Here is a 24,566-nt window from a genome sequence, read left to right as displayed (position 1 = left end):
GGGAGGACATCATGGCCAAAACCTACAAATCCGTTAGAATTTCCCATGGCTCCGGTGGCTGGGGCGGACCGCTCGTCATCCAGCCGACCGAACAGCGCAGCAAAATCGTATCCGTGACCGGCGGCGGCATTCATCCGCTCGCCAGACAGATCGCGGAAATGACCGGGGGCGAAGCCGTAGACGGTTTCCGCGCTCCCCCCATTGAAAGCGAAATGGCCGTCGTCGTGGTCGATTGCGGCGGCACCGCCCGTTGCGGCGTCTATCCGCGCAAGCGCATCCCGACCGTCAACCTGACGCCAGTCGGCCAGTCAGGCCCCCTGGCGCAGTTCATCACCGAAGACATTTATGTCTCCGGCGTAAAGCCAGAAAATGTCGTTCCTGCTGATGGTTCCGAGGCTCCTGCAGCCGCAGCTTCCTTAGGAGCTGCCGCCGCCAAGGCCGATGAAAAGCCTGCAGTGCCGATCGATACGTCGAATGATGGCGGTCTCGTCGGGCTGATCAGCCGGATCGGCCGCGTCATGGGCCGTGTCGTCGGCATTTTCTTCAACGCCGGTCGCCGCACCATCGATCAGGTCATCCGCAACGTTCTGCCATTCATGGCTTTCGTGACGATGCTGATCGGTCTCATTCTTTACACCGGCATCGGCGATATTCTTGCCCAGCCGATGGGACCACTCGCCAACAATATCATTGGCCTGCTTGTGCTGTCGGCTATCTGCGGCTTGCCGTTTCTTTCTCCGATCCTTGGACCGGGCGCAGTCATCGCGCAGGTAGTGGGTGTGGCCATTATCGGCCCGCAGATTGCCAATGGCACAATCGCTCCGGCAATGGCCCTGCCCGCGCTCTTCGCCTACAACACGCAGGTCGGTTGCGACTTCGTGCCGGTGGGTCTGGCGCTCGGCGAAGCCAAACCGAAGACGATTGAAATCGGCGTGCCTGCGATCCTGATCAGCCGCCAGATTATGGGCCCTGTCTCGGTGCTCATCGCCTGGCTCGTCAGCCTCGCCGTGCTTTGACGCAAACTGGCTCGTCGCATCAAAGCGGCGGGCCGCTCCTCCCAATCTCTGCCCTTAATTTTCGGCATCCTCATCTCCCCAATTTTTGGAGGATGTCGGTTGAGTGAAATTGAAAAGGACTGCCGCCATGCCGATACATCTCAAGACACGGATCACCGCAATTGGTCCCGAAGTGGCTGATCTCGCCGAAGGCGGCGTTCTGATCCTGTTTGCAGAGGGCTCCCCGCCCGAACTGGCGGAAGTCTCGGTGATGCACGTAGTCGAAGACGGTCCGCAGGAAGCTGCGCCGCCGGTTGGCGCGCTCATCACCATTGGCGACATTACGGCAAACATTACGGCGGTTGGAACAAGCGCCTGGCAAAAAGTGCGTGACATCGGTCATGTGGTGATATCGTTTACCGGGGCCGACTCGACCGACCGTCCGGGCGAAATCTGTGCCAGCGAAGTTGACGGCGCCGCTCTGGTTGCCGTGCTGCGCGAAGGACATATGATCGTCATCAGCGACTGATCTCAAGAAGCATTCATAATCCAAGGCTCTCAAATGGAACGCTCCACCATCGTCCGGGTGCATGAAGGGCTGCATGCGCGCCCCGCCACCCGTTTCGTCAAGCTCGCCAAGGGGTTCGAGTGCAATATCGAGATCGCAAAGAGCGGCAAAAGCGTCAGCGCGAAAAGCTCCGTTAAGCTCATGCTGCTTGGCGTGAAGGAAAATGACGAAGTCACCGTCAGCGCCGAAGGGGCTGATGCGATTGAAGCACTGGAAGCGCTGATCGGCTATCTCGAAAACCCGCGGGCGGGGCTTGAGGAAAATGACGGCGCAGCCGTTGCTGCGGTGGCGGAAGCTGCTCCCGTCGCCGTCCCGGTCGCGAGTGTTGCGATTGCAGCGTTGCCGGAAGGCCAGATCAAGGGCGTTGCCGCCAGCGAAGGTCTTTCGCTTGGCGAGGCGTTTCCGTTTTTCCCTGCCGAAATCACGCCCGGCACCGGCAAGCTGGCACCTCACGAAATCGCACCGGAAATCAGCCGTTACGAGGCCGCTGTTGCAACTGTTCAAGAGCGGATGGAACATTCGCTCGTGCGCGGCGATCTCGCCGAAAGTGATCGCGGCATCGTTGCTGCATTGAAGGACATTGCCTCCGACGACAGCCTGCGGGACGAAGCACTCGCCCTTATTCGCGGCGGCATGGATGCGGTCTCCGCCACGCTCGGCGCTGCCTCGACGGTCGCGCAGCAATTCGCCAACCTCGACGATCCCTATCTCAATGCCCGCGCCGACGATGTGCACGCAATCAGCCGCCAGATTTGTCTCGCCTTGCTCGGTCAGGAAGACCTCAATCTCGACGGACTACCGGACGGTGCCATTCTGATCGCCGAAGACATCGGCGCTTGGGACTTGGCCCGCGCACCGCTGAAGCGCATTCGCGGCGTGGTTTGCGGCCATGGCGGCGCGACCTCGCATGTCGCGATCATCGCGCGCACGCACGGAATCCCGGCAGTGCTTGGACTTGGCGACGCTGTTCATAGACTGAAGACAGCGCGACAGGTTGCCGTCGATGGCAGTGCGGGCATTGTCCATCATGACCCGGATGCCTCCGTTCTGGCCGAAATCGAAAGCCGCATTGCCAAGGCCACGGAAGAACAGCGTGCGCTGGACAAGTATCGTGACTACACGCCGCATCGCGCCGATGGCGTGGTGATTGAGGTTGCGGCCAATCTCGGCGCTTTGGAGGAAATCGAAGCTGCCCAGACCGCAGGCGCGATGGGCGTCGGCCTGTTCCGCACCGAGCTTCTGTTCATGAAGCATATCCATTTGCCGTCCGAAGACATGCAAATGGAAACCTATGCATCACTTCTGCGCGCTTTCGCACCCCAGTCTGTCATTGTCCGCACACTCGATATCGGCGGTGACAAGCCCGTCGCCGGCATCGAGTTTCCCGAGGAGGAAAACCCGTTCCTCGGCTGGCGCGGCATCCGCATGTGCCTTGACCGCCCGGAGGTGTTTAAGCCGCAATTGCGCGCCCTGCTTCGCGCCGCCGTGCACGGCAATCTGAAGGTCATGCTACCGATGGTTTCCGATATCGAGGAGATTCGGGCGACAAAAAGCCTGATTGCCGAATGCGAGCGCGAGCTGGCAGCAGAAGGCAAGCCTTACGGCACGTTTGAACTGGGTGTTATGATCGAAACACCGGCAGCGGTTTTCGCAGCCGATCAGCTGGCCAAGGAATCCGCCTTCTTCTCCATCGGCACCAATGATCTAACGCAATATGTCATGGCGGCAGACCGTCTCAACCCGACGGTCGCGAGGCTCAACGACGTGCATCATCCAGCTGTAATAGCGGCCATTGAAATGACCGCGAAAGCAGCCACGACAGCGGGCATCATGGTTGGCATGTGCGGGGAAGCGGCAGGCAAGCCGGATTTGATACCGGAATTTATCCGCATGGGACTGACCGAGCTCAGCATGAGCCCGGCTTCCATTCCCCGCGCCAAGAAAATCATCGCCGATCTGTTCGGCGACTTAAGGTAGGTGGGCAATCAGCGTCGCGAAGAGGGTTTCGAGCTTCTTCGCGTCGTGGGTTTCTGCCGCATCCACCAGCCGCTCATAGCGTGCCTCCAGCACCATGAATACACTTTCCAGCGGATCGATATCGGCGAGATCAGCAGGTTTTACGGTCGCCAGCCCGCAAGCGAGGCAAGCTGCCGCAAGCCCGACCACTTCCGCCTTGCGCAGATTTTCCGGGTCGCACGAGGCTTCTGACGGCATCAGGCGGACGGGCTTTTCAGCCAGCGCTTCCAGATAAAGCGCGGCCAGCGCCTGTGCAACCTTTAGAGGATCGCGCAGAAGTTCCGCATGCTTGCGCAACAGACGCCCGTGGATGACCGAAAAAGCCGCTTCGTGGATAAGTGCGTTTTCAAGTCCGTAGCGCCGCATCGTTCCCTTGAGGAAATAATACATATCGCTGCGGAAACCGCGCGCACCTTCCGCGCCGGTGCCGAAATAAAAGGATAGGCTGCGCATCTGTGGCGCGCCATGATGTTTGGCCGGTTCAGACGAAATAATCGAGATTGAGATCGCTTCGGCGGCGGTCAGCGCCGTATCCATCACGCCTGCGGCATGGCCCAGAAGCGCTTCCGGCGCAGGCAGGCTGGTTTCGGGCGCACGCGAACTTTGCCGGGCGCGCCTGATCACATAGCGCACGTCACGCAGACGGTCTTTCAGATTGACGGCGATTTCATCGGAAAGTGTGCGCAGCATGCCGGTCGTCCCTCCCTGCGAGGCCAACAATCGTATCTTAACCGATACAAAAGAAGTATTGTTTTCCTCGTCCCGGAAAAGCAATAGGGTCCATATCACAAAGACGCAAACTGTAAGAATTTTGGGGAATCGATTTGAGAAAGACCGCCAAGGGGAAACGGAACGCAGCTGAAACCAACGACCTTCTGGTGGGATCCGAAGGCGTTGCAGCGGAAAACCGCACCAGCCGCCTCAGAACCCGTGCGGCGTGGATGTATTATGTCGAGCAGATGACCCAGAGCGATATTGCCGATGCGCTGGGTGTTGGCCGCGTGACCATTGTGCGTCTTCTTGCCGATGCCCGCGCCCGCAACGAGGTGAAGATCACCATCGAAGGCAAGCTTTCGGCTTTGACCGCGCTGGAAGCGGCGCTTGAAAAGGCGTTCAGGCTGGAACAGGCTATTGTGGCGCCCCTCTCCTCTGCTGAGACCGATCCGATTCCTCCGATCAGCGCGGCGACAGGCGCTTATCTGTCGGAAAAAATCCAGCACGGCATGCGCATTGGCGTCGGCTGGGGCCGCACCTTGTCCAGCACCTTGCAGCATATCGGCTCGCGTCCGGTGAACGATCTCAAGGTCATTTCGCTTCTCGGCGGCATTGTGCAGCCACGACGCTCCAACCCGCCCGAATTTGCCTGGCAGTTCGCGCAGATGCTGCAAGGCGAAGGCTACCTTATCCCCGCGCCCGCCCTTGTGGACAGCAAGGAGACTCGCACAGCCCTGATTGAGCGCTGTGGCCTGAACACGGTGCTGAACATGGCGGAAGATCTCGACATGGTGTTGCTCAGCATTGGCGGCATCGAGACCGCCAGCAGCACGTCCTACCGCGTGGGGCTCGTCGATGAAGAGCAGAAACAATCGCTGCGCGCCAATGGTGCGGTCGGCGACGTTCTGTTCCATTTCTACAATGCCGATGGCCGTATCGTCGATGATCCGGTGCATGAGCGCGTCATGTCGGCCAGCATCGAAAGCTTGCAAAACACGCCGCAACGCATCCTGACATCCGGCGGCAAGGAAAAGATCGAAGCGCTTCTGGGCGCGATGAAACTTCTGCGGCCAACGGTGTTCATCACCGACGAGGAAAGTGCCGCCGAAATGCTCCGGCGCATCGGACATTCCGTTCCGAACTGAACCGCTTAGTAGTGAGAATACAAATAGTTAGGGCGCTTTCGTGATCCTGCACGAAAGCGCCCTTTGAAATGGGCCGAAATTACTTGCGCAATTCGGCTTCGATTTCGTCCAGAACCTTGTCCTTGCCGATGCCGGTCAGGAATGCGAGGCCCTTGATGACCCGCTTCTCGACTGCGGCGGAAATAGGCGTCGTGGAAACGATGAAATCCACATTGTCAGCCAGAGACGGCACTTCGGTCGCCTTGGCCTGCTGGGCGTTGAAGGTCAGCCCGCGCTTTTTCATCTCTTCGGTGACGGCAGCATTCACGGCAGTGGATGTTGCGACGCCGGTGCCGCAGGCAAAGAGAATCGTTTTCATTTTGGCCATTTTGTTTCCTCCGATTAACCGAGCGCAGCTTCCACGTCACTCAATGTGCGCGATTTCTTGAGATTCTCGAGCGCGTCCTCATTTTGAATGGTCGCCATCACCTGTTGCAAGGTCTCGATCTGTTTGTCCTTGTCATTGATGGCAAGCAGGAAGACAAATCCGACGGGAACGTCCTCTTCCGGATCTTCCATATTGGCGAAGATGACGGGGGTTTTCAGCGTCGCAAAAGCGATGCCCGCTTTCAGGACATGCTCGGGGTCGGTATGCGGAACGGCAACGTTTTCTTCGCGCTCCAGCGGCAGACCGGTTGGCATGGTCTGTTCCCGCTTCACGACCGCATCCGCATAGCTTGGCTTTACATAGCCGAGCCGTTCCAGCTTCGCCGCCAGAATACGGATAATTTCCTCATTGGTTTTGGCCTCGCTCTGCAGCTCAATCGCTTCAGGGTCGAGAAAAGCCGTCAGGCCGTTCGCCATTCCATCCTCCATTGCAGATAGCCGCATACCTCTCCGGTATGCGGCCAATATTGCTTTTGCGCCTTACCAGTTGTTCTGCTCGGCTGGTTCGTCTTCCGCACCGGCAGCGCGTTCCCAACCGTCGGTGTTGCGACGATAGAGAATGAACGCTGCGGCGATGACGACTGCAAGAACCGCGATTCCAACAACGCCTAACCACTGGATTGCGGCGATGATGACATAAGGCACCCACAGGAAGCCGTCGACCACCGAAGTGATCTGCAACGCGTTTTCCGGCAACTTGAAGCCAGACGACACGGCAGCGCTCGTGAAGAGCGGAGCCAGCGCATTGGCCACATAGAAGCCGATGGCGAGCGTCACCGTGCCGACGACAACCATGCGGAACACGTTGCCCTTCAACAGCGGCGCAGTCATGGCGACGATGAACGGAATAACCGCAAGATCGGCAAACAGGATGACGCGGTTGCCCGGCAGTATCACCGACAGGATGATCGCAATCGGCACGAGGATCAGCGACGACGAGATCGCAGCCGGATGGCCGATCAGGATTGCCGAATCGAGACCGACCAGCAATTCGCGATCGCCGGTGCGCTTGCGCACGAATTCCTGTGCGGCATCAGAAACCGGCAGCAGGCCTTCCATCAGGATTTTGACCATGCGCGGCAGAAGCAGCATCACGGCGGCAAGCGTCATGCCGGTGCCCAGCACCTTGGCCAGCACATGGCCGAAATCGCCTGAATTGTAGAAAGCGATGAGACCAAGCACGAGACCGATAATCAGGCCCAGAACCACCGGCTCGCCGAAGACGCCGAAACGGCGTTCGATGGTTTCGGTGCTGATGTGGATCTTGTTGATGCCCGGAATGCGATCCATGATCCAGTTGAGCACGATGGCAATCGGCAGAATCTGCGCCGATGCCAGGTGTGGAACGGAAACGCCCGGAACGCCATAGAACTGCTGTACGGCGCGTGCCGACCAGTCAGCGAACAGCAGCGACAGAGCCGCAACAAGAGCTGCAACGATAATGCCATAGGCGAGATTGTCCGTTGCGGCGACGACAAGCGAGCCGACAAAGGCAAAGTGCCAGAAGTTCCAAACATCGACATTGAGCGTGCGGGTCCAGCGCATCAAAAGCAGCGCGATGTTGACCAGAATGCCGACCGGAATGACCCAAAGCCCCACGGACGAACCGAAAGCGATGGCCGCAGCCGAAGGCCAGCCCACATCGACGATATCGCGCTTGATGCCCGTATTGGTAACAATCGCCTGAGCCACCTCGCCAATGGAGGTGAACATCAGCCCCAATACGAGGTTGATACCGATGAAGGCGACGCCGATGGTCACGGCAGCACGGAAGGCTTTGCCCACCTTTGCGCCAAGAACCACGGCTATAATGAAAATGACGATAGGGAGCAGGACCGTCGCCCCCAACGTATCGATGGCCGATTTCAGGCCGCTTAGAAATGCGTCCATAGTTTTCTCCTCCCCCCGGCCATCCTCCAACGAATGCCAGGCCGTTCGAACGCTTGTATCAAGTTCCGCGCCGCATGCCCCCACAAGATTTTGTTGTGTTGCATTTTGAAACACCGGGCAGAACATTTGTTTTTTATAGCAGACCAATGTTTGTTCACAAGCGATAAAGCACGGTAAGGAATAACAGGTCTGTGGCGCGTGATAAATGTACACTCGTATTGACTTGGAAACAAATGTTCATTATCGGGTAAAGGAAGAGAGGCGCGAAGGCGTCTGGAGGAACATCAGGAGGAAAAGATGGCGACGAATGTGGCGTTGACGGGCTTGGCACGTGATATGCAAGCGCGTGCGGACAGCGGACGGCCGATCCGTATCGGGCTGATCGGCTCCGGCGAAATGGGCACCGACATCGTGACCCGCGTGGCGCATATGCCCGGCATCGAAATCGGCGCCATTTCCGAACTGCGTGTTCCGAACGCTTTGAAAGCGGTTGATATCGCCTATCAGGAAGAAGGCCACGGCAGGCAAGTTTCAAACGCTTCCGACCTGACCTCGGCCATGGAAGGCGGCAAGGTCGCCGTTACGGACAATGCCAGTCTGATCCTCGAAAATGATTTGATCGATGTGGTCATCGACGCCACCGGCGTTCCTGCTGTCGGCGCGGAAATCGGCCTGCGCGCCATGGAACATGGCAAGCATCTCGTCATGATGAATGTCGAAGCCGATGTCACCATCGGCGCTTACCTCAAGGCAGAAGCCGACCGTCTGGGCGTCACCTATTCGCTGGGTGCCGGCGACGAACCATCGTCCTGCATGGAGTTGATCGAGTTCGTTTCAGCCATGGGGCATCCCATCGTTGCCGCTGGCAAGGGCAAGAACAACCCGCTCAATATCGACGCCATTCCCGACGATTATCTGGAAGAAGCCAAACGCCGCAACATGAATGTGCGTATGCTGGTGGAGTTCGTCGATGGCTCCAAGACCATGGTGGAAATGGCAGCCATCGCCAATGCCACGGGTCTGGAGCCGGACAAGCCGGGCATGCACGGCCCTGCCGCAACGCTCGACCAGCTCAACAAGACGCTGATTCCTGAAAAGGATGGCGGTGTGCTTTCGAAGGTCGGGGTCGTGGATTACTCCATCGGCAAGGGCGTGGCTCCGGGTGTCTTCGTCGTCGCCGACATGTCGCATCCGCGTGTTTCGGAACGCATGGAAGATTTGAAAATGGGCAAAGGCCCTTACTTCACCTTCCACCGCCCTTATCACCTGACCTCGCTCGAAGTTCCCCTCACCTGCGCCCGTGTCGTGCTTTACGGCAAGCCGGACATGGTGCCCCTGGCAAAGCCGGTGGCCGAAGTCTGCGCTGTGGCCAAGAAGGATATGCAGCCGGGCGAAAAGCTCGATGCCATTGGCGAATATTGCTACCGCGCCTGGATCATGACGTCTGGCGAAGCGCGTACCGCGCGCGCCATTCCCTGCGGTCTTCTTCAGGGTGGCAGTGTGACAAAGCCGATCAGGAAGGGCGAACTCATCACCTATGACAATGCTGCCGTCGCGCCGGGATCGAAGATCGCCGAACTGCGCGCTCGCCAGGACAAGCTCGTTTACGGAGCATAAGGAGCCGCACCATGGTTCAGGCCAGAAAGATTGATGCGCAGGTCGCAGATCGCCACAACCTGCCCTTCGCTTTCCGCACCTATTCTCCCGAACAGCTGAAGGAAGCGCTGCACAAGATGTATCTCATCCGCCGCTTCGAAGAAGGCGCGGAAGAAAGTTACACGCGGGGTTTTATTCACGGCACGATGCACCTGTCCATCGGACAGGAAGCAAGCGCCATGGGTTCATGCCTGCCTTTGACCGAAGATGACATGATCACCTCGACCCATCGCGGCCACGGTCATTGCATCGCCAAGGGCGCGGATGTGAAACGCATGTTCGCGGAATTTTTCGGCAAGGAAACCGGCTATTGCAAGGGCCGCGGCGGCTCCATGCACATTGCTGATGTATCCAAAGGCAATCTCGGCGCAAATGGCATTGTCGGTGGCGGTATTCCGATTGCTGTCGGCGCTGCCCTTTCCGCAAAAAAGCAGAAGAACAACAAGGTGGTCGTGTCGTTCTTCGGCGATGGCGCCAACAATGAAGGCGCTTTCCATGAAGCGCTCAACATGGCTTCCGTCTGGAAGTTGCCGGTCGTTTTCGTTTGCGAAAACAATGGCTATGGCATGTCTACTTCAACCAAGCGTTCAACGGCGGTGGTGAATGTCGCGGACCGCGCATCGGCCTATGCCATGCCGGGCAAGGTCGTGGACGGCAACAACCTTTCCGACGTTGCCGAAGCCATCAACGAGGCCGTGGAGCGTGCGCGGCGCGGGGAAGGCCCGTCGCTGATCGAGAACAAGACGTACCGTCTGCGTGGTCATTCGAAGAGCGACCGCAACCGCTATCGCACCAAGGAAGAGATCGAGGATTGGGCCAATAATCGCGATCCAATCGCGCATTTCGAAGCCGATCTGAAGGCTTATGGCGTGATCGACGACAAGGAGATCGAAGCCATTCGGGCCAATGTCGAGAAGGAAATCGCTGACGCGATTGAATATGCCCGCAACAGCCCTTCTCCCGACCTCACCAACCTGACCCGCGACGTATATACGGACGAAATCTGATCATGGACACCACCATCCGCGAGTTGAGCTATTCGCAAGCCATTCAGGAAGCCATGGCGATTGCCATGGAGCGCGACGACCGTGTTTTCCTGATGGGCGAGGACATCGGCGTCTATGGCGGCGCGTTTCAGGTAACCGGCGATCTCGTGCATCGCTTCGGCGAAGACCGCGTCATGGACACGCCGATTTCTGAACTGGGCGGTGCGGGCGTCGCCGTAGGTGCAGCGCTGACCGGCATGCGCCCGATTTTCGAATTCCAGTTTTCCGATTTTGCTGCGCTCGCCATGGAGCAGATCGTCAATCAGGCCGCAAAAATCCGCTATATGCTGGGTGGCGCGGTTTCGGTGCCGCTGGTCATGCGTTTTCCCGCCGGTTCAGGCACGGGCGCCGCCGCACAGCACAGCCAGAGCCTCGAAGCCTGGCTCGGCCACGTGCCCGGCCTGAAGGTTCTGCAGCCTTCCACCCCGCATGACGCCAAGGGCATGTTGCTTGCAGCTGTCGAAGACCCCGACCCGGTGATGATTTTTGAGCACAAGCTGCTCTACAAGATGAAGGGGCCGGTGCCGGAAGGCTATTATACCGTTCCCATCGGCAAGGCCGATGTGGTGCGCGAAGGCCGTGATCTCACCATCGTCGCGACCGCAATCATGGTGCACAAGGCGCTGGATGCGGCGGTAGAACTGGCCAAGGAAGGCATCGACGTCGAAGTCATCGATCTGCGCACCGTGCGCCCAATTGATCGCGACACGATCATCAGAAGCGTCAAGAAAACTTCGAAGCTGCTTTGCGTCTATGAAGCTGTGAAAACACTCGGCATCGGCGCGGAAATCTCTGCAATCGTCGCCGAAAGCGATGCTTTCGATTATCTCGACGCCCCGATTGTCCGCCTTGGCGGCGCCGAGACGCCGATCCCTTACAATCCCGATCTTGAACGCGCGACCGTGCCGCAGGTGCCGGACATTCTCAAAAGCGCCCGCGATCTTGCCAGGGGAGTGCGCTGACCATGGCAGTGGAAGTCATCCTGCCGAAAGTCGACATGGATATGGAGACCGGCCAGATTTCGCGCTGGTATGCCAAGGATGGCGATACCGTCACGAAGGGTCAGCTCCTGTTCGAAATCGAAACTGACAAGGCGGCCATGGAAGTGGACGCACCGGCCAGCGGCATTCTTGCAGATGTGAGTGTTGCCGAAGGCACTGTTGTGCCGGTCGGACAGGCTGTCGCGTGGATTTACGAAGAAGGCGAAGAGCGCAAAGCACCACCATCCGTTGAGCGCCCCGCCGATGCGCAGCCTGCTCCCTCGCAGAGCGCGCCAGTACCGGTTCGGGAGGATGGCCCCCCACCTGTCGAACCGGTCGTTTCTACCTCCCAAGCTGCTACCGCTCAGGACACAGCCGTGCGTGCAACGCCGCTTGCACGCCGGCTGGCCCGGGAGGCTGGCATCGATCTTGAGGCGATTGCAGGTTCCGGCCCCAAGGGACGCGTCCAGAAAAAGGATGTCGAGGCGAAGATTGGCTCTGCCCAAGCTGCGGTTGCGGCTGGCGCTGTAAGCCAACCGGTTGCACCCCCCGCACGAAGACCTACCGCCGGTTCCGCTGCACCGCTCAATGCAGTCTGGCTGCGTGAGGGTGAAGCCGGAAAACTGCCTGTTGTCCTAATCCACGGTTTCGCCGCCGACCTCAATTCATGGCGCGGCCTGTTCGCAGGGGCAACACTCGGCCATCCGGTTCTGGCGCTTGACCTTCCCGGACACGGTGCTTCCACGCGCACAGTGCCGGACAGCATCGATGCGATCGCGGAGGCCGTTGAAGCCACACTTGCCGCCTTTGGCGTGAACGCCTGCCTGCTTGGCGGTCATTCCCTTGGTGGTGGCGTTGCGGCGACCGTTGCCGCACGCGGCATCGTGGATGTGCGCTCGCTGGTGCTGATTTCGTCCGCCGGTCTCGGCCCTGAAATCAACGGCGCCTTCACCAAGGGCCTGATCGCCGCCAAAAGCGAAGCGAGCATCATCCCTTGGCTGAAACTGTTGGTCAGCGACGAAAGCCTGCTCACGCGGCCTTTCATCAATGCCACAGTCGCTCAGGCCGCTGATACCGAATTGCGCGCCGCGCAAAGCGCGATTGCGGAACGGTTCTTCACCGATGGCACGCAGACCTTCGATCTGCGGTCAACCATAGCCGGATTGCCGATCCCTGTGCGGCTGATCTTCGGTGCGGAAGATCGGGTCATTCCCGTCAGCCACGCCCATGGGCTGCCCGGAAAAGTCGGCGTGCATATCTTCCAGCGTTGCGGACATATGCCGCAAATCGAGGAACGCGCCGAAGTACTGCGTATTCTTGGCGAATGCGCCCGCGCCGTTGCCTGAAACAACAAAGCCCCGGTTGAACCGGGGCTTTTCTCATATATCAGGCAGTTAACGCCGCTAACGTCCGCTCAACCAGCCGCGTCATGGAGCGTGTCGAGCCAAAAGGCCAAATATCGCCGCCGAGATGATAAATATGACCGGCGCTGACCGCAGGCAGGACCGGCCAGATCGCGCTTTCCGTCAGTTCCTTCGGCGTCGCGTCATCCAACAGGCAAAGCCGTGTCTCCGGCGCTAGCGTGGCAAGCTCTTCCAACCCGAATGTCGTAAAACCAAAGGGCTGCACGCCGCGGTCGACTGCTTCCGAGAAGCCAGCTTGCACCATCGTTTTCATCACGGCAGAATTGGTCGTGAATATTCTCAATCGCGCCACACCGGGCAAAGGCTGCGCAATCACGACAGGCAATGGGCCGGATAGTTTCGCCCGCGCTGCCGACAGGCCATCTTCGAAAGATTGCCACGCGGCCCTGCGTTCCGCCTCGCGTTGCAGCGCACTTGCGGCAACGGCGAGATTTGATTTCATATCCTGAAAGAGATCGGCGCTATCGGATGCGCCGTCGAGCAGCACCGTCGGTGCAATCGCCTTGAGGCGCTCGGCAATCGCCTTATGGCGCAACGCCGATGTAAGGATCAGGTCCGGTTTCAGCCGTGTCAGCGCTTCAAGGCTCGGCTGCTGCCGTCCGCCCACATCGGCCGCATCGGTGAGCCCGTCATTCTCGATATTGACCCACTGGCGATAGCCCGCCAGATCGGCAACGCCCAGAGGGCGAATGCCGAGCGACAAAGCAATTTCCGTTTCCGCCCATTCGAGCGTGACAACCTTACGCGGCGTCTCGGCCCGAACAGAAGACGTAAGGGCGGCCAAAGCCGCCCCCACAAAAAATTCACGTCGTGAGAAACTCACTACCATTTCACACTCGTTGTCGCCACGATGGAGCGGCCCTGACCGTAATAGCACTGGCTGGTCGAATTGCAGCCCGCCACATATTTCTTGTCGCCGAGATTATAGGCATTCACCTGAAGGCGATAGTTGCCAAGATCATAGCGCAGGAAAGCATCCACCAGCGTATAGGATGGCACGAAGAAGGTGTTCAGCGTATCGCCAGCGGTCTTGCCGATGCGTCGTACACCGCCGCCAAGAACGAGATCGCCCTTGAGGTTATCCGGCAGCGGCACATTATAGCTGACGAACAACGACTGCTGATCCTTCGGCACGGTATAAGGCAGCTTGCCAATCTGGGCAAGCGTCTGGCTTTCGCTGACTTCCGGGTCCTGGAAGCTCATGGCAGCCGTCAGGTTCAGGCGATCCCACAATTGGGCCGTGCCTTCCAACTCGACGCCGCGTACGCGCACTTCGTCCGTCTGATAGTAGACGCCGGAAATACGATTGACGACATTCTGCTGTTCAGCTTCGAAGGCCGAAAGCGTAACGCTGTAATTCGCGCCTTCCGGGGCGTATTTAATGCCCACTTCCTTCAACGTGCCCGTGGTCGGCTTGAGCGGCGTATCCGCCAGCGTCAGCGTCGGCAGGAAGGACGTCGAATAGAGCGCATAAGGCACAAAGCCACTGTCGAAGACATAGGCTACGCCCGCACGGCCCGTGAACTTTTCAGGGTCCTGCTCATAGTCGACGCTACGGCCTGTTGAGAGCGTCGTCTGTTCGGAATCAACCCGGACGAAGTCCTTGCGACCGCCGAGCGTCACGCGCAGATTGCCTGCTTCGATCTGATCCTGCACATAAATGCCGGTCTGATACTGGTTTTGCAGAAGACGCGTCGTCGCCTTCACCGGCGTCAGCGGCTGATTGAAGGTCGGGTTGAACAGGTCCTGCGACGGACCAGCCGCCGAGCCAGTATAATTGTCGAGGCGCTGCCATTGCTGATCAACGCCGACCAGCAAAGTGTGCTCCAGAGAGCCGGTATCGAAGCGCGATTCAAGCTGCGTGTCGAAGGCAATTGAATCGAGTTCGGGCTGTGCCAGATAATTGGTGCGCGGCAGCGTTCTGCCATTCCAGCCACTGGTCGGCAGCACGCCCGCAAACAGGTTGCGATAATCGGTCTTCAGATGCGAATAGCGAAAGTTCTGGCGCAGCGTGAACGTGTCGTTGAAGCGATGCTCGAACTGATAGCCAACGTAACTGATTTCCTTCTTATAAGTCGCGATGCGCGGATCGCCATCGGTGAAATCACGCGGAATACTCTGGCCGGTCGGGTTCGGCAGCACGCTGCCATAGGCCGGAACGATCACGCCCGCCTGTCCCAGATCATCCTTGAGATAACCGCCCGAAACAATCAGGCTGGTATCCGCATCCGGACGCCAGGCGAAGCTCGGATTGATGGCAATACGGTTGTTCTTGCCCAGATCGTAGGACGTGTCGGCATCGCGGATCATGCCGTTCAGGCGATAGGTGAAACGAGGGTCGTTGTTGATCGGCCCCGTCAGATCGAAGCCGAATTCCTTGCGCTGGAAACTGCCGCCACGCAGATAGACCTCATTGGATGCCTCGGCCTGCGGCTGCTTGCTGACCATGTTGACGATACCGCCGACATTGCTCTGGCCAAACAGCGCGGAACTTGGACCGCGCAGAACTTCCACGCTTTCGAGCGAATAGGGTTCGACCACGAAGCCCGAATAACCGCCGGTCTGGTTGGCTATCTGCGGAATACGGATGCCATCAAGATAGAGATCAGCCGGGAAACCACGAATGGTGTAATAATCCGAGCGCACATCCGCGCCATAACGCTGACCGTTCACATTGGCGCTGTAAAGCAGTGCTTCACTAACCGACGAGACGGCGCGATCATTCATATTGTCGCGCGTGACAACGGAAATCGACTGCGGCGTTTCGCGGATCGGCGTGTCGCTCTTGGTGGCGGCGCGGCTATATTCAGCAATATAGCCCTCGACGGGAACGCGTGGCCCTTTGTCACCGGAGGTCTGCACCTCGATTGTGTTGAGCTGAATGACGCCCGTGTCCTGGGCCAATGCCGGAACGGCCACAGCGCCAAGCGCCACGCTAGCGAGAAGCACGGTTTTGAGTAGCGATCCGGCGCGTCTGCTGTTGTGAATGCGATCTGTATTGCGCACGGTGTCCCTGCTGGTCTTCAACTCTGTTCTCCTGCCGTTCCTGCAAAACGGCTACTGTCCGCAGCCCATCAAAGCAGCGGCTATAGCGATTATTTTTTATTGTTGCGCAAGTTCAGAATTCAGAATAATTCTAATTTACTCACACATATCAATGCGTTGCGCGAGCGAATATATTCGGGACAGTTTGGTGAGTCAGGCCAATCTTGGTTGCATTCGGGTCAAAATTTTGCAATTCCATTTAAATATGACAATTTCAGTCAAATTGGGCCAAAATGGAAATTCGCACGCGACCGAAACACGCCATCGACTATCAGGACATCGCACGCCCTCTGGCGGTGATGCGGCGCGACTATGAGAAAAGTGCCTCGTCCGGCTGGCATAGTCACCGGCGCGGCGAGCTTCTCTATAGCAATAGTGGCTATATGACGGCGCAAACCGAAGATGGCGCTTTCATGCTGCCGAGCGGTTATGCCGTGCTTCTCCCGCCCGATGTGCCGCACAGCGTCGATATTTATGGCTCGGTCGAAATGCATGCGGTCTTTATTGAAGAATCGGTCCTGCGCGATCATTGGGAGCCGACGCGCGTTTTGAAAGTTTCCCCCCTGTTGGACGCCAGCGTGCAGGCTCTGGCCGAAGAACCGGTGCTCTATGATGAGCGCGGGCGCGGCCAGCATCTGACAGCGCTTATTCTGGACGAAGTTCGCTCGGCGAAAGAACAGCCCTATGTCGTTTCGCTGCCGACCGATAAACCGTTGCGCAAGCTTTGTCGCAGCCTTCTGGATAATCCCGGTCTCGATCTCACGATTGACGACTGGGCGGATGAAGTCGGCATGAGCCGCCGCACCATGACGCGCAAGTTCCGTCTCCAGACCGGCATGAGTTTTGTCGAATGGCGGCAGCGCCTGCGGGTATCGCATGTCATGCGTAAACGTGCGGAGGGCATACCGCTTGCCATTGCCAGTGTCGAAGCGGGATATCAAAGCATTTCGACCTTGAAGAAAACGATGAAACGGTTGGGCGGGCAATAATGGCGTGCCTCACTGGTAGCGTGATTATATCCGCCGTACAGGCAAATTGATTTCAGCTGCCGCGAATAGTCCCAATTGGGAGACCAGACTGGTGCCGTTAAACGAGATGGAGAAACGACATGAGAGTGTCGGTACTTTCTTTAGCTGCGGCACTGGCGGTGTTCGCCTTTAATGCCGAAGCCAACCCGGTCGGCAATCTGCAAGCGCCCGCGCAATCGGGACTGGTGCAGAAAGCGGATTACTGGTGCGGCCCCGGCTGGCGCATGTCACGTCGCGGCGTATGTGTTCCCCGATATCGCCGTCCGCCACCCCCGCCTCCCGGTTGGGGATGGGGCCCGCCGCCACCACGCTGGGGCTGGGGTCCGCCGCCAAGAGACTGGCGCCGTCATCATTGGCGCGACGAATATCGCGACGGGCCACCACGCCGCAGACCACGCCCCTATTGGGATTGATTCCAAGAAACAGGATCGGGCGGCTGAAGCCGCCCTTTCCTTTGGCATCTGCGTCATCACGTTACGTCATATCTGCTTCGCCCAACGCGAATTTACCGCCAGACCCTGTTGATATCTCAACAAAAATCGAAATTAAAATTTTTTGATTTACGTACCTCATTTTTGCTCCTATGGTTTGTGCGGAGGAGCAGGAATGAAACCTACCGTTCATGATATAGCGCGCACTGCAGGCGTCAGCCTTGCCACGGTTGATCGCGTTTTGAACGACCGTCCCGGCGTCCGGTCCAAAACCCGTGAACGGGTGACGGAGGCGATGAATACGCTTGGCTATGTCCGCGATGTGGGGGCCGCCAATCTGGCCCGCAGCCGGCTCTATCATTTCGATTTCATTGTGCCCGACAATGACAACACCTTCATGCTCAGCCTTCGCGAAGAGATCGCTGTTGCGAGCGAACACGCGCTGACCGAGCGTGTCTCGATCAATCTCGTTCTGGTTCCGGCGTTTGACGAGCTTGCGCTGGTCGCAGCACTTGACGCCAGCGCCCTTGGCAAGCCGGATGGGGTGGCTTTTGTCGCGCTCGATACCGATCCGGTTCGCGCGGCCTGTGACCGGCTGCGCGCAAGCGGCGTGCATGCCGTGACGCTGGTTTCTGACCTCGGCCATTCCGCCCGTGAACATTATGTCGGCGTGGACAATGTTGCAGCGGGACGCACGGCAGCCCGTCTTCTCGGCCTGTTCGCGAATGGGACAGACGGTGTCATCGCCATTCTCACCGGCTCGTTGAAAGTGCGCGATCATCGCGAACGTTTCGACGGCTTCACCTCCGCCATGCGAAGCGATTTTCCGGAACGCTCCATCCTCCCCGCCCTTGAAGGCCTCGACGAAGATGTGCGCGTGGAAAATCTGGTGCGCACCCTCCTTCGCGAGCGCAGCGATATTGCAGGCATCTACAGCCTCGGCGCTGGCAATGGCGGCCTGCTTCGCGCGCTCGCCACCCATGAGGGAAAACGCCCTCTGGTGATTGCCCATGAACGCGACGAAGCCACCTCGCAGGCGCTGGAACAGGGGCTGGTGCATGGCGTTCTGTCACAGGATGCCGGGCATGAAATCCGCAGCGCCATTCGCATCCTGAAAGCGTCCGCAGATCGTCTGCCGATCATTGCGGGGCAGGAACATATCCGCATCGAAATCTTTCTCAAAGATAACTTGCCGCAGTTCTGCTGAACCATCGGCCATCGTGAAATTCCGACAGGAGCCACCATGTATCTCGGCCTCGATCTTGGAACATCCGGCGTCAAAGCGCTTCTGATCGACGACAATCAGCGACTTGTTGGTTCCGCCCATGGCGAGTTGGACGTTTCGCGCCCGCATGCAGGCTGGAGCGAGCAGAACCCCGCCCAATGGATCAGCGCGACTGAAACTGCCATCGACGCCCTGCGGCAAGCTCATCCGAAAGAATTCGCAGCCATCAAGGGCATCGGCCTTTCTGGCCAGATGCATGGTGCGACATTGCTGGACGATACGGATCAGGTGCTGCGCCCCTGCATTCTCTGGAACGACACGCGGAGCTATCGCGAAGCCGCAGAGCTTGATGCCGATCCGGCCTTCCGCACTATTACCGGCAATATCGTCTTTCCGGGCTTTACGGCACCGAAACTGGTCTGGGTCGCCCGCAATGAATCCGAAACCTTCGCCAAGACGCATAAGATACTGTTGCCCAAGGATTATCTGCGCCTCTGGCTAACCGGCGAACACGTATCAGACATGTCGGATTCCGCCGGGACAAGCTGGCTCGACACGGGCGGGCGTCACTGGTCGTCCGAATTGCTTGCAAAGACGGGACTGACCGAAAGCCACATGCCGCGCCTTGCGGAAGGCAGCGACGCCACGGGCCAACTGCGTGCCGAACTCGCCGCGCGCTGGGGTATAGACGGTCGCCCTGTGGTCGCTGGCGGTGCGGGAGACAACGCCGCTTCGGCCTGCGGCATGGGGACTGTAAAGCCCGGCCATGCGTTCGTGTCGCTTGGCACATCCGGCGTCCTGTTTGCCGCCAATGGCGCTTATCAGCCAAAGCCGGAAAGCGCTGTCCATGCCTTTTGCCACGCGCTGCCGGGCACGTGGCACCAGATGGGTGTCATCCTTTCGGCGGCAAGCGCGCTTGACTGGTTCGCGCGTGTCGTCGGCACGACCCCGCACACGCTTGATCAGGAACTGGGTGACACCGTCCAGACGCCCGGCAGTGTAACTTTCCTGCCTTATCTCTCCGGCGAACGCACCCCTTATAATGACGCCAAAATTCGCGGCAGCTTCAATGGTCTCGAACATGAGACCGACCGCAACGCCATGACACAGGCCGTTCTGGAAGGCGTCGCCTTCGCCATTCGCGACAGTCTCGTCGCGCTCCAATCGGCGGGCACCGAAATTCATTCGCTCATCGCAGTTGGCGGCGGTTCCCGCTCGGCCTATTGGCTAAAATCGATCGCAACGGCGCTGAACACGCCCATCTCGCTGCCGGAAGAAGGCGACTTTGGCGCGGCTTTTGGCGCAGCACGTCTGGGGCTGATTGCAGCCAGCGGCGCCGATCCGTTTTCGATCTGCACGCCGCCGCGCACCGCCCGTACTGTCGTGCCGGAACAGGCGCTGCTCTCCGCTTATGACGAAGCCTATCAGCGCTATCGCGCGCTCTACCCGGCCCTGCACTCGTTGGCTGGCTGAAGATCAAAACAAATGGGAGGATAACAATGGCGACCGGATTTTTCGGGGACATCGAGAAAGTTCGTTTTGAAGGCGCAGACAGCGATAATCCGCTGGCATTTCGACACTACAATCCTGACGAGATCGTGCTTGGCAAACGCATGGAAGATCACCTGCGTTTCGCGGTTGCCTATTGGCACACATTCGCCTGGGAAGGTGGCGACCCGTTTGGCGGGCGTACATTTGAGCGGCCTTGGTATTCCAACGATATGGAAGCGGCAAAGCTGAAGGCCGATGTCGCCTTCGAGTTCTTTTCGCTGCTCGGCGCACCGTACTACTGCTTTCACGATGCCGATGTGCGTCCGGAAGGCGCGAACTTCGCGGAAAACACCAAAAACCTTAACGAAATTGTTGATATTTTTGAGAAAAAGCAGGCTGAAACCGGCATAAACCTGCTCTGGGGGACCGCCAATCTCTTCTCTCATCGCCGCTATATGGCGGGCGCGGCAACCAATCCCGACCCGGAAGCTTTTGCCTTCGCGGCGGCCACGGTCAAAACCTGTCTTGACGCCACGATGCGGCTTGGCGGCCAGAATTACGTGCTTTGGGGCGGTCGTGAAGGCTATGAAACGCTACTCAACACCGATCTATCACGCGAACTCGACCATATGGGACGTTTCCTCAATCTGGTTGTCGAGTACAAGCACAAGATCGGCTTCAAAGGCACGATCCTGATCGAACCGAAGCCCCAGGAACCGACCAAGCACCAATATGATTACGATGTGGCCACGGTTTATGGCTTCCTGAAACGCTATGGCCTCGAAAACGAAGTGAAGCTGAACATCGAACAGGGCCACGCCATTCTTGCCGGGCACTCGTTCGAGCATGAACTGGCGCTGGCGCGCACGCTCGGCATCCTCGGTTCCATCGATATGAACCGCAATGATTACCAGTCCGGCTGGGACACGGACCAGTTTCCCAACAATGTGCCGGAAATGGCGCTCGCTTATTATCAGGTGCTTCTTGGTGGCGGTTTCAAAACGGGCGGCACGAATTTCGACGCCAAGCTACGCCGCCAGTCGCTCGACCCGCAGGATCTGCTGATCGGACATATCGGCGGCATGGACTGCTGTGCGCGCGGCCTCAAGGCTGCGGCGCGCATGCTGGAGGATGGCGCGCTTTCAAAGCCGCTGGAGGAACGCTATGCGGGCTGGGGCGGCGACTTCGGCAAGAAGCTTCTGGGGGATATGTCCCTTGAACAGATCACCACTGCCGTTGAAACGCAGGATATCAATCCGCATCCGAAATCAGGCCGTCAGGAATATCTGGAGAACGTGGTCAATCGCTACGTCTGACCTAGCGCATTTCCAGCAAAAGTGCGAAGCGCCTACGCAGGGAAATCAGTCCACTGGACTGATTTCTGTTCCCGCTTCGATACGTAGGATAATGCTTAAGAACAAGTAGATAGAGCGGTTCCCCGATTCTGTTTTAACCGGAACCGCTCTAGATGCTATCAAATCCCGCCATTCGGCGGGGTTTCAACTTAGTTCAACGCCACCGTGTGCGGCTTGCGGCACACGGCAAAACGGTCGAGCTTTTGATCGTAAACCGTTGTTTTGATTTGCATCATGCCAAGCACCGTATGAAACAGATTGTCATGCGAGGACGGTTCGGCAACTGTCTTCTTCAGGCAATCGACGTCAAGTCCCGTATCAGCCGCATAGTCCGGCGCAAACCATGTGATGAACGGCACATGGGTCTGCTGCGATGGCGCAATGAAATACGGCGCGGCATGAAGATAGAGACCATCTTCGCCGAGAGACTCGCCGTGGTCGGACATGTAGATCATCGACGAAGCGAATTTATCTTCATGCGCTTTCAGCATATCAATGACTTCAGACAGGATGTGATCCGTATAAAGGATTGAATTGTCGTATGCATTGACGATCTCGTCATGCGAGCATTTGGCGAAATCGTTGGAGCGGCAATCAGGCTTGAACTTCGCAAACTCTTCCGGGTAACGGCGAAAATAGGCTGGGCCATGGCTGCCCGTCATATGCAGCACGATGGTGGCATTGCCCGAAAGCGCGTTCAGTTCCTTGCCCAGACTATCGACCAGAATCTGGTCGATACATTCGCCGCCCTCGCAGTAACGCGCGTCCTTGACGGCTTGCAGTTCGATCGTCTTGATCCGGTCGGCAACGCCCTTGCTGCCGGTATTGTTTTCATACCAGGCCACTTGGACACCTGCGTGTTGCAGCACGTCCATCAGATTTTCCGATCCACGAAACTTGGTATTGGAAAACTCCTCGCGTGTAAAAGGCGAGAACATGCAGGGCACCGAAACCGAGGTTTCCGTCCCGCAACTCGTCGTGTCGGTGAAGGCGACAACATTGCGCTGCTTCAATTCCGGATTGGTTTCCCGCGAATAGCCGTTGAGGCTGAAATTCTGTGCGCGTGCAGTCTCACCCACGACAACAACCGTCAGCAGCTTCTTATCTGCCGGCAGCTTCGTCATCGCCTGTTTGGCATCAAGCCCGAGCGGCTCCATCGGAATGTCGCGATTCTTGATCGTATGCGCTACATATTGCACCGTGCTGGTGATCGGCGTTCCCGGCATCAGCTTTTGCATAATGTCAGCATTGTGCTCGCGGAACATTGAAGAATAGGCCGCGTAATTCACACCCAATATGGCAATCGACGCCGCGAGACAGGCGAAGATTATCCCCGTATTGACGGCCACCTTGCCGAGCAAGGGCCGATGCTTGACCCGCACCCATACGATCAACAAGGACGGCACAACACCGAACAACATCATGTGCCAAACGAAGCTTGGCGTCAGCAACGCGCCGGATTCAGCCTGCGTGGTCGTCAGCGCGGCCTCAACCACGAATTTGTCGATGATCGTCCCGAATGTATCGGTAAAATAGGAGCCGCCAGCCGCGATCAGGACAAACAGGATCAGGATCGGCTTGATGACGTATTTCGCCGAAAACACCAGAAGCAGCGCGGTATGGAGTAGCACGAGTGCCGCCGCAATGCCCGCCAGTTTCCACGGCGCATCAGCGTAATAAGCGCCGAGTGCATGCCAGAAAGAAGCGTTGGTGAAGATGAAAACGTAGAGCACCGTCAGAAGGCACAATGGGCCGCTGGCGATTGTGGGACGGAATTTCTGCATGGCGTATGTCTCAAGCGGCTCTGTGCGAGACCTGCCCTAAAAGCGGGCAGATCAGAATGACCAACACGCCTTCGCAAGCGTTTGCTTAGAAACATGCAATTAAAATGGTTTTTTAACGGCAGAGCGGCCACAAGGTGGCCGCTCAACTTAATTATTCGCTTCCGATCAGAGATTGACCCAGGCGCCGTTTCTCTTCGACGAGCGGACGCAAGCGTCGATAAAGCTCACACCTAGCAACCCATCGTCAACGGTTGGATAAATCACCGCACCGTCCGGCTTTTTGCCTTCACGATGCGCCTCGATAGCATTGGCTGCTTCGGTATAGATCGTCGCAAAAGCTTCGAGATAGCCTTCTGGATGACCAGCAGGCACACGCGTTACCCGTGCAGCTTCAGGTCCGGCACCCGCACCGCCGCGCGTGATAAGCCGTTTTTCGCCCCCGAACGGGGTAAACCACAGCCGGTTCGGGTCTTCCTGCGCCCATTCAATGCCGCCTTTGGTGCCGTAGACACGCAGGCGAAGCGCATTTTCGTTGCCGGGCGCAACCTGGCTGCACCAGAGCATGCCCTTGGCGCCGCCCGCAAAGCGCAGCATCACATGCGCATTGTCATCAAGACGACGCCCCTCGACAAAACTGTCGAGATCGGCAGCCAGACTGTCCAATGTCAGCCCGGTGACGAAGGATGCAAGATTGAAGGCATGGGTGCCGATATCACCCGTGGCACCACCAAGGCCGGACTGCGCCGGATCGGTGCGCCAGACAGCGCCCTTCGCGCCCGTGGCTTCGACGGCTTCGGTCAGCCAGTCCTGCGCATATTCCACCTGCACAACACGCAGATCGCCCAACTCACCGCTCGTCACCATGGCGCGGGCCTGCCGCACCATCGGGTAACCGGTATAGTTGTGGGTCAGCACGAACAGCGCGCCGCTCTCATCAGCCGCTTTCTTCAGCTTTTTGGCATCGGCCAGCGTGGAGGTCAGCGGCTTGTCGCAAATGACATGGATGCCGCGCTTCAGGAATTCTTTCGCGGCTTCATAGTGAACGTGGTTTGGCGTCACAATGGAAACGGCTTCAATGCCGTTTTTCAACCGCGCTTCGCGGATCGCCATTTCGCGGAAATCCGAATAGATGCGGTCCGACGCCAGTCCCAGTTCACGTCCTGACGCTTGCGCCTTTTCCGGCGAGGACGACAGTGCGCCCGCAACCAGTTCGAAGCGGTTGTCGAGCCGTGATGCCATGCGGTGCACGCCGCCAATGAAGGCCCCTGCTCCACCGCCAACCATCCCAAGCCGGATGCGCGGCGTTGCTGTTTCCTTGGTTTTGGCTTCAATCGTCATGAGTTCCTC

The 24,566-nt window shown here is 58.3% G+C and carries 21 protein-coding genes; 13 read left to right on the top strand and 8 right to left on the bottom strand.

Annotated features, from left to right (window positions below):
- Positions 1–11 precede the first annotated feature (11 nt).
- From HWD97_RS03475 to ptsP, 3 genes are all read left to right on the top strand, one after another.
- Entirely contained in the window at positions 12–1,016 is a 1,005-nt protein-coding gene (locus HWD97_RS03475; RefSeq protein ID WP_109367541.1) for a PTS glucitol/sorbitol transporter subunit IIB, read from the top strand.
- 127 nt (positions 1,017–1,143) lie between these two features.
- Positions 1,144–1,524 (top strand): PTS glucitol/sorbitol transporter subunit IIA, encoded by a 381-nt coding sequence (locus HWD97_RS03470; protein WP_121538799.1) that lies wholly within the window; start codon positions 1,144–1,146, stop codon positions 1,522–1,524.
- Positions 1,525–1,557: 33 nt separating this feature from the next.
- Positions 1,558–3,540 carry a phosphoenolpyruvate--protein phosphotransferase gene (gene ptsP, locus HWD97_RS03465; RefSeq protein WP_121538797.1) on the top strand — a complete coding sequence of 661 codons (1,983 nt, stop codon included), beginning with the start codon at positions 1,558–1,560 and terminating at the stop codon, positions 3,538–3,540.
- Here ptsP and HWD97_RS03460 read toward each other — a convergent pair.
- Entirely contained in the window at positions 3,532–4,269 is a 738-nt protein-coding gene (locus HWD97_RS03460) for a hypothetical protein (protein WP_121538795.1), read from the bottom strand. The two genes, ptsP and HWD97_RS03460, sit on opposite strands and share 9 nt — an antisense overlap.
- A gap of 134 nt (positions 4,270–4,403) precedes the next feature.
- Between HWD97_RS03460 and HWD97_RS03455 the strand changes: the two genes are divergently transcribed.
- Complete coding sequence (locus HWD97_RS03455) at positions 4,404–5,438, top strand: sugar-binding transcriptional regulator (protein WP_121538793.1); 1,035 nt, start codon at positions 4,404–4,406, stop codon at positions 5,436–5,438.
- A 79-nt stretch (positions 5,439–5,517) separates the two neighbouring features.
- Here HWD97_RS03455 and HWD97_RS03450 read toward each other — a convergent pair whose 3' ends face one another.
- The 3 genes from HWD97_RS03450 to HWD97_RS03440 form a co-directional block, all read right to left on the bottom strand.
- Positions 5,518–5,805 (bottom strand): PTS sugar transporter subunit IIB, encoded by a 288-nt coding sequence (locus HWD97_RS03450; RefSeq protein ID WP_078340332.1) that lies wholly within the window; start codon positions 5,803–5,805, stop codon positions 5,518–5,520.
- A gap of 14 nt (positions 5,806–5,819) precedes the next feature.
- Complete coding sequence (locus HWD97_RS03445; RefSeq protein ID WP_121538791.1) at positions 5,820–6,281, bottom strand: PTS sugar transporter subunit IIA; 462 nt, start codon at positions 6,279–6,281, stop codon at positions 5,820–5,822.
- A gap of 63 nt (positions 6,282–6,344) precedes the next feature.
- A complete protein-coding gene (locus HWD97_RS03440) occupies positions 6,345–7,754 on the bottom strand; it encodes a PTS galactitol transporter subunit IIC (protein WP_109367547.1) in 1,410 nt (469 codons plus the stop codon).
- Between the two features lie 297 nt (positions 7,755–8,051).
- Between HWD97_RS03440 and HWD97_RS03435 the strand changes: the two genes are divergently transcribed.
- The 4 genes from HWD97_RS03435 to HWD97_RS03420 are packed head-to-tail and all read left to right on the top strand — an operon-like array spanning position 8,052 to position 12,782.
- Complete coding sequence (locus HWD97_RS03435; protein WP_371834700.1) at positions 8,052–9,371, top strand: NAD(P)H-dependent oxidoreductase; 1,320 nt, start codon at positions 8,052–8,054, stop codon at positions 9,369–9,371.
- 11 nt (positions 9,372–9,382) lie between these two features.
- Positions 9,383–10,417: a thiamine pyrophosphate-dependent dehydrogenase E1 component subunit alpha gene (locus HWD97_RS03430; protein ID WP_109367549.1), complete on the top strand. Its 1,035-nt coding sequence runs from the start codon at positions 9,383–9,385 to the stop codon at positions 10,415–10,417.
- A 2-nt stretch (positions 10,418–10,419) separates the two neighbouring features.
- The gene (locus HWD97_RS03425; protein WP_109367550.1) at positions 10,420–11,418 is read left to right on the top strand and encodes an alpha-ketoacid dehydrogenase subunit beta; all 999 of its coding nucleotides are present in this window, start codon (positions 10,420–10,422) and stop codon (positions 11,416–11,418) included.
- A gap of 2 nt (positions 11,419–11,420) precedes the next feature.
- Positions 11,421–12,782: an acetoin dehydrogenase dihydrolipoyllysine-residue acetyltransferase subunit gene (locus HWD97_RS03420; RefSeq protein WP_109367551.1), complete on the top strand. Its 1,362-nt coding sequence runs from the start codon at positions 11,421–11,423 to the stop codon at positions 12,780–12,782.
- A 40-nt stretch (positions 12,783–12,822) separates the two neighbouring features.
- Here the strand turns inward: HWD97_RS03420 and HWD97_RS03415 are convergent, their stop codons facing one another.
- Together HWD97_RS03415 and HWD97_RS03410 are read right to left on the bottom strand one after the other, a co-directional pair.
- Positions 12,823–13,689 carry an iron-siderophore ABC transporter substrate-binding protein gene (locus HWD97_RS03415; RefSeq protein ID WP_121538787.1) on the bottom strand — a complete coding sequence of 289 codons (867 nt, stop codon included), beginning with the start codon at positions 13,687–13,689 and terminating at the stop codon, positions 12,823–12,825.
- On the bottom strand, positions 13,683–15,887 hold the full coding sequence (locus HWD97_RS03410; protein ID WP_371834699.1) for a TonB-dependent siderophore receptor: 2,205 nt from the start codon (positions 15,885–15,887) through the stop codon (positions 13,683–13,685). Before HWD97_RS03410 ends, HWD97_RS03415 begins: the two co-directional genes overlap by 7 nt.
- Before the next feature lie 251 nt (positions 15,888–16,138).
- Here HWD97_RS03410 and HWD97_RS03405 point away from each other — a divergent pair, with 251 nt between their 5' ends.
- From HWD97_RS03405 to xylA, 5 genes are all read left to right on the top strand, one after another.
- Positions 16,139–16,894 carry a helix-turn-helix domain-containing protein gene (locus HWD97_RS03405; RefSeq protein ID WP_109367554.1) on the top strand — a complete coding sequence of 252 codons (756 nt, stop codon included), beginning with the start codon at positions 16,139–16,141 and terminating at the stop codon, positions 16,892–16,894.
- A gap of 119 nt (positions 16,895–17,013) precedes the next feature.
- Positions 17,014–17,346 carry a hypothetical protein gene (locus tag HWD97_RS03400; protein ID WP_371834698.1) on the top strand — a complete coding sequence of 111 codons (333 nt, stop codon included), beginning with the start codon at positions 17,014–17,016 and terminating at the stop codon, positions 17,344–17,346.
- A 193-nt stretch (positions 17,347–17,539) separates the two neighbouring features.
- Positions 17,540–18,571: a LacI family DNA-binding transcriptional regulator gene (locus HWD97_RS03395; RefSeq protein WP_109367556.1), complete on the top strand. Its 1,032-nt coding sequence runs from the start codon at positions 17,540–17,542 to the stop codon at positions 18,569–18,571.
- 36 nt (positions 18,572–18,607) lie between these two features.
- Positions 18,608–20,062 (top strand): xylulokinase, encoded by a 1,455-nt coding sequence (gene xylB / locus HWD97_RS03390; RefSeq protein WP_124915972.1) that lies wholly within the window; start codon positions 18,608–18,610, stop codon positions 20,060–20,062.
- Between the two features lie 26 nt (positions 20,063–20,088).
- Positions 20,089–21,396 (top strand): xylose isomerase, encoded by a 1,308-nt coding sequence (gene xylA, locus HWD97_RS03385; protein WP_109367558.1) that lies wholly within the window; start codon positions 20,089–20,091, stop codon positions 21,394–21,396.
- Between the two features lie 188 nt (positions 21,397–21,584).
- On the opposite strand, the gene HWD97_RS03380 is transcribed toward xylA, so the two are convergent.
- Complete coding sequence (locus HWD97_RS03380) at positions 21,585–23,219, bottom strand: phosphoethanolamine transferase (RefSeq protein ID WP_109367559.1); 1,635 nt, start codon at positions 23,217–23,219, stop codon at positions 21,585–21,587.
- 165 nt (positions 23,220–23,384) lie between these two features.
- The gene (locus tag HWD97_RS03375) at positions 23,385–24,557 is read right to left on the bottom strand and encodes a Gfo/Idh/MocA family protein (protein ID WP_109367560.1); all 1,173 of its coding nucleotides are present in this window, start codon (positions 24,555–24,557) and stop codon (positions 23,385–23,387) included.
- Positions 24,558–24,566: the final 9 nt, after the last annotated feature.

This window comes from Ochrobactrum sp. C6C9, assembly GCF_022627935.1.
GTDB lineage: Bacteria > Pseudomonadota > Alphaproteobacteria > Rhizobiales > Rhizobiaceae > Brucella > Brucella teleogrylli.
Note: the sequence above shows the minus strand (reverse complement) of the source record. Positions and strands in the feature narration are given on the sequence as shown.